Below are 4066 nucleotides of genomic sequence, written 5' to 3' on the forward strand. Positions count from 1 at the left end.
TCGGTTATATGCGGGCCAATTGGTTGTGCGGTAGATTTTGTGTGTAGGCTTCTTCATTTGAAAATTATATCGCTGAAAAAGCCTTTACAGATAGGTTTGTGCAACAAAGCCGTCTATCTATTGAAAATTTTTCTGAGTAAAACAGGGTCGGCATCCTGAACTGAGCTTGCTCCAATTTTATTTGCTGCTAACCGTAAACAGGAATCGACCGATACAAACCAACTTGCCATCAAGTAGTAACTGAACCGATACTGTCGTAATGCGCCGACCCGCACGAACAATACTGGGGACTGCCTGTAACGTACCTATAAATGCTGGCCGCAGGTAATCAAAGGTCATCGTGGAGCATAAGGGCAGCTCATTATCACCACGCTGACGGGCAAGATAGGCGGCGGCGGCCACTTCACCAAAACTCGCGAGAATGCCGCCATGAAACGTGCCAATCATCGGGTTGCCGATATGCGAATCACGAAAGTCCATAAAGTACTGTATTTCTCCATGTTGCATTTCCTCACGAAAACCTAGAAAATCGACAAAAGGCTCGTCACACAATTTTAGTGGGGGTGTTTCCGCGCTCATCTGATTTACTATACTCATATCACTCGCCTCGCGCTTCATTGCTGTCAAAAGAGGGTCCCATCGTGCCGATTGCGAAAGAACCAGTGACAGTAGCCAGTAGCTCACCACTGTCTTCTGCAACCGCTCGGCCCGTGATAAAGGCCACCGTATCGGTTCTACCAATGCAATCCACTATCGCCTTTAAACCTACCGCAGAGGGAATACGTCGCAAAAAATCGACACGCAAATCAATAGTGGCAATCGGCTCTAACGACCGCAATGACGAAAAAATAGATAAGCCGCAAGTCGTATCCAGCAGCGTCACCAAAGCCCCTCGATGCAGTGAGCCTTTACGGTCAGAGAGTTGCTCAGAGAAGGGCATCGTCATCTCGGCATGACCATCGCTCACTGCACCAACACTAATATTGAACATATTGAATAAAGGGTGATTAGTACCAAAAAACGCCTTAGCCATGGTCAGGTGTGCCGTGTTATTACTGTCCATTTTTGAACTCCCGCCATTGCTGGCTGATTTTATTGCGAAAAAATTAGCGGCACGTCTCAAAGTGCAAGGGCGGCATCTGTATAATTACGTTCGGCCTGCATCACCGCCACAATGGCCTCTTCAATGGCGGCATATGGAAAGTTTGTGCTTTCCGAGGCAGACTTCAAACACATGGCTAATGCCGTCCATGCTTTTTCGCAAGCCCTCATTAACAGGGGCAGTCGATATTGCTGTACACTTGCGTCATAGTGAACCGCTTCATCAAGGAATTCAGCGTACATTTTGCGGAAGCCGCCGCCACCTGTGCCACGCTTTTCAATAATTTGGTAGGCAAATCGGGTCGTCCAGTGCCAATCGCCTGTGGCTCCCCAACGACTCAGTTCGGCCAGCCATGTTTCCAGTGCCGATATGCCACTCACAGCTAATGACTTGGCGTTGTCATGGATGACACCGGTAATCATCTCGGGGGTAATTTCGCCTTGAAACGCGGTGGGCGTGAACATATTGCCATAGTGAATAAATGGGGGCTGTGTAGAAAAACGTGCGCGGGTCAGTGCCTCTCGCGTCACCGACAAAACACTCGGACGCTCGGTATCGGTGACAAATACCGCACCTGTCTCTGGATTTCTCGACCAAGCGGCTATGGCGTGACCGGGAAAGTGCGTGCTGCTGTTGAAGTAAGGTAAATAAAAAATATCCGTCAGCAACAGGGTGGGGTGACCCGCATCCAAACATTTCTCCAGCGCGGTGGCTGCCGATTCGGGTGACTCGAAGGTTTGCCACTCAAAGGGTATACCGATACTTTCAAATACGCGCGCTTCAAACCCCAAAGACCGCACATGCACTAAAAATGGCACAGGGGCGTCAGCCATTTCCAAATAGGTCACGCCAAGCCCTGAGCCTAATCCAAAGCACATGGCCTCGGAAATATTCAGCCCATTAAACTCGAGCAAATCACGAATTGCGGAGCTGCCACAATGCCTCCCGATGGCGTGCGTGATACGGGATGGAGTCTTATAGTTGGTCACAGGTTTTTTGCCTCTTCGTGAAAATCTGGATTAAGGATGCCTCTTGTCATCATCTGCCATATCGCATCCGCGATCTGTTCAAGATTGTACTTACCATTTTCTTTATACCAAGTGGCAGCCCAGTTTATTGCTCCTAGCCCAATCAGTCTTAACAGATCTGCATCCACATCGTTTCGGATACAACCATAAGACTGCAGATCATCAAGAATTGTCTGCCAATATCGCTCGTATCTGTCTCTCTCAGCAATAATCTGCTCACGTGCGACTCCATGTACCGAGCGCCACTCAAACAACAACACATAAACCATATCGTCACCCGACATAAGGATATCGACATGTGTCTGCAGTGCCGATTGCATTTTTTTGAGTGGATCTTGAATCGCGGAAGTCGCCTCAACAATCCTGTAAATAGTTCTCTCAATAGCAAGCCGCATCATATCAACCAAAATATCGTCTTTACTACGATAGCGGTAATGCAGACTGCCTGGAAGAATACCACAAGCACTGGCAATTTCTCGCACACTGGTACGCTCAAAACCCTTTTCTCGAAACAGCTTGGCAGAAGCGGCTAATACTCTCTCGCGGTCAGCAACTTCGACTCGCGTAGATTCACTACTCAACATAGTTTGACTCATAACATTATATCAATAAGACAGGTTACTCGACTTGGTCAAGTCGAGTCGAGTCTTTCACGGTCTCTCCTGATCTATACAGCTTTTGCAATGGGGACATTAAAAACAATTCGTGACGCTTCCATAGGGTCTTGATGCTTATCATATTCAGCCAGCCAAGAATTAACCTTTTCTGGGATTTCGGTGTCGCTAGGATGGAAACCTGGCTTAAACCAGTCCAGATAGCGTGGAATAAGTCTGGTAATCAGGCCACGTGGTCCATAGAGGCGATAAAATCCCTTAGCAAGCACCAATGGCTGACCTTGTAGTTTGTCAATTTTCAACATATGCCAAAGAACTGAGCCAACCACCGCATGTACCAGTAGCGTTCCGATAATCAAAGCAGATGCGCGGGTGAAATACCCCCCACCTGCCGCTGTTTCGTAAACATCAAAGGCTACTGTTTTGTGTTCGACTTCTTCTACCCCATGCCACATGAACATGGCACGCATTGCGGGATGAGCATTCTTGAACATCTCACCCTCACCCTCCATAGCACCCTCGCCTAGTACAGCAGTAATATGTTCAAAGGCAGCTGTCATGGCCAACAGATACTTGGCGGGCAGGTGTTTTTGGGAGAGCCGAATAAATAATTTGAATCTTGCGATGACCTTTTCGACATGAATGCCTTGCGACTGCATCACCGCATTATACTGGTCATGCACAATGCCATGTTGCGCTTCTTGGCGAAAAAAGTTTTTGATATCTTCTCTCAGTTTAGGATCTGTGACCAGATCCTGATAGTTACGCACCGACTGAATAAAAAAACGCTCTCCATCGGGGAAGTGAATAGAAAGTGCATCAAAGAAGCGTGTTAACACCGGGTCACCGTCGTTCCAAAAAACTGGAACATCACTTAAATCAAACCGCGGCTTACGTGGCTGGATATTGATCATATGAGTCATGGCGAGAGTTTCCTTGTAAAGGCATCGAATGTCTGTAAACCTGCTATCACATTTGACCTTGAGCAATATTTTTCACCTTGGTCAGGCACAGCAAATATCACACAAGAATTCAACGGGTATTGGTCAAATGACCAAATGCATATTTTGAATATATTGGTCGATTGACCAAATGTCAAGCCTGTCCTCAAAATTTGATAGAATGAGTTAACAACGCAGCAGGTGAGCCAGATCATCTTTGACATCGAATATAGCTACCAGACCTTTTGGCAGAGGTGTTTTTTTAATGTTATAGGACTTACGCACTATTATTTATAGACTCTCTGTGGTAGCAGATGATTTTTATCGAGAATAAAGTCATCAATGAAGTTTTTGATCATTGGTCTAAATAATTTCTTCTGC

General features: G+C 46.7%; 5 protein-coding genes. All 5 read right to left on the reverse strand.

Features of this window, described 5'->3' with window-relative positions:
• Positions 1-177: 177 nt before the first annotated feature.
• The 5 genes from ACSC97_RS17815 to ACSC97_RS17835 all read right to left on the reverse strand — a co-directional run bounded on the left by ACSC97_RS17815 (position 178) and on the right by ACSC97_RS17835 (position 3667).
• The gene (locus ACSC97_RS17815) at positions 178-597 is read right to left on the reverse strand and encodes a PaaI family thioesterase (RefSeq protein WP_000029507.1); all 420 of its coding nucleotides are present in this window, start codon (positions 595-597) and stop codon (positions 178-180) included.
• Between the two features lies 1 nt (position 598).
• The gene (locus ACSC97_RS17820; RefSeq protein ID WP_000378064.1) at positions 599-1063 is read right to left on the reverse strand and encodes a PaaI family thioesterase; all 465 of its coding nucleotides are present in this window, start codon (positions 1061-1063) and stop codon (positions 599-601) included.
• A gap of 56 nt (positions 1064-1119) precedes the next feature.
• Entirely contained in the window at positions 1120-2091 is a 972-nt protein-coding gene (locus ACSC97_RS17825) for a BtrH N-terminal domain-containing protein (protein WP_000186299.1), read from the reverse strand.
• Positions 2088-2714 carry a TetR/AcrR family transcriptional regulator gene (locus tag ACSC97_RS17830; RefSeq protein ID WP_000952904.1) on the reverse strand — a complete coding sequence of 209 codons (627 nt, stop codon included), beginning with the start codon at positions 2712-2714 and terminating at the stop codon, positions 2088-2090. Before ACSC97_RS17830 ends, ACSC97_RS17825 begins: the two co-directional genes overlap by 4 nt.
• A gap of 83 nt (positions 2715-2797) precedes the next feature.
• Positions 2798-3667: a metal-dependent hydrolase gene (locus ACSC97_RS17835; RefSeq protein WP_000149466.1), complete on the reverse strand. Its 870-nt coding sequence runs from the start codon at positions 3665-3667 to the stop codon at positions 2798-2800.
• Between the last annotated feature and the right edge of the window lie 399 nt (positions 3668-4066).

It is taken from the genome of Acinetobacter sp. P1(2025) (assembly GCF_051390655.1).
Classification (GTDB): domain Bacteria; phylum Pseudomonadota; class Gammaproteobacteria; order Pseudomonadales; family Moraxellaceae; genus Acinetobacter; species Acinetobacter junii.

Coding starts and splice junctions, on each gene's coding strand:
- ACSC97_RS17835 (WP_000149466.1), bottom strand. CDS start 3,667: ATGACTCATATGATCAATATCCAGCCACGTAAGCCGCGGTTTGATTTA.
- ACSC97_RS17820 (WP_000378064.1), bottom strand. CDS start 1,063: ATGGACAGTAATAACACGGCACACCTGACCATGGCTAAGGCGTTTTTT.
- ACSC97_RS17815 (WP_000029507.1), bottom strand. CDS start 597: ATGAGTATAGTAAATCAGATGAGCGCGGAAACACCCCCACTAAAATTG.
- ACSC97_RS17830 (WP_000952904.1), bottom strand. CDS start 2,714: ATGTTGAGTAGTGAATCTACGCGAGTCGAAGTTGCTGACCGCGAGAGA.